General features: G+C 68.3%; 1 protein-coding gene. It reads right to left on the bottom strand.

Annotated elements, in window-relative coordinates:
• The coding region (locus ABD785_RS41150) for a UDP-glucose dehydrogenase family protein (protein ID WP_344840342.1) at window positions 1–716 on the bottom strand (716 nt) is incomplete at both ends.

Genomic DNA, 716 nt, shown 5'->3' with positions numbered 1-716 from the left:
CCGATCTCCTCGGCCCGGTGGGCGAAGGCCCGGATGTCCTTCGGCAGGCAGCCGCCACCGAAACCCAGACCCGGCTGGAGGAACTTCCCGCCGATACGGTCGTCATAGGCCAGAGCCGAAGCCAGATCACGGACATCCGCACCGGTGGCCTCGCACACCTCGGCCATCGCGTTGATATAGGAGATCTTCGTGGCCAGGAACGAATTCGCCGCCACCTTCACCAGCTCCGCCGTCGGCAGATCCGTCACCACCACCGGGGTGCCCAGATCGATCACCGGCGCGAACGCCTCCCGCAACCGCTCCTCCGCCCACACCGAAGGAACACCGAACACCAGACGGTTCGGCGTCATGGTGTCCTCCACCGCGAAACCCTCCCGCAGGAACTCCGGATTCCACGCCAGCTCGACCTCCTCCCCGGCAGGAGCGATCTCCTTCACCAGATTCGTCAGCCGCGCCGCGGTGCCCACCGGCACCGTCGACTTACCGACGATCAGCGCCTTCCGGGTCAGGCCCTTGGCCAGGGCCGTCACCGACGCGTCCACGTAGGTCAGGTCACAGGCGTCGCTGCCCGGCTGCTGCGGGGTGCCGACGCACACGAAGTGGACGTCGCCGAACTCCGCTGCCTCCTCGAACGAGGTCGTGAACCGCAGGCGCCCGGAGTCCAGGGCCTTCCCCAGCAGCTCCGGCAGGCCGGGCTCGAAGAACGGCACCTCGCC

The organism is Actinocorallia longicatena, assembly GCF_039534125.1.
GTDB classification, from domain to species: Bacteria; Actinomycetota; Actinomycetes; order Streptosporangiales; family Streptosporangiaceae; genus Actinocorallia; species Actinocorallia longicatena.
Note: the sequence above shows the minus strand (reverse complement) of the source record. Positions and strands in the feature narration are given on the sequence as shown.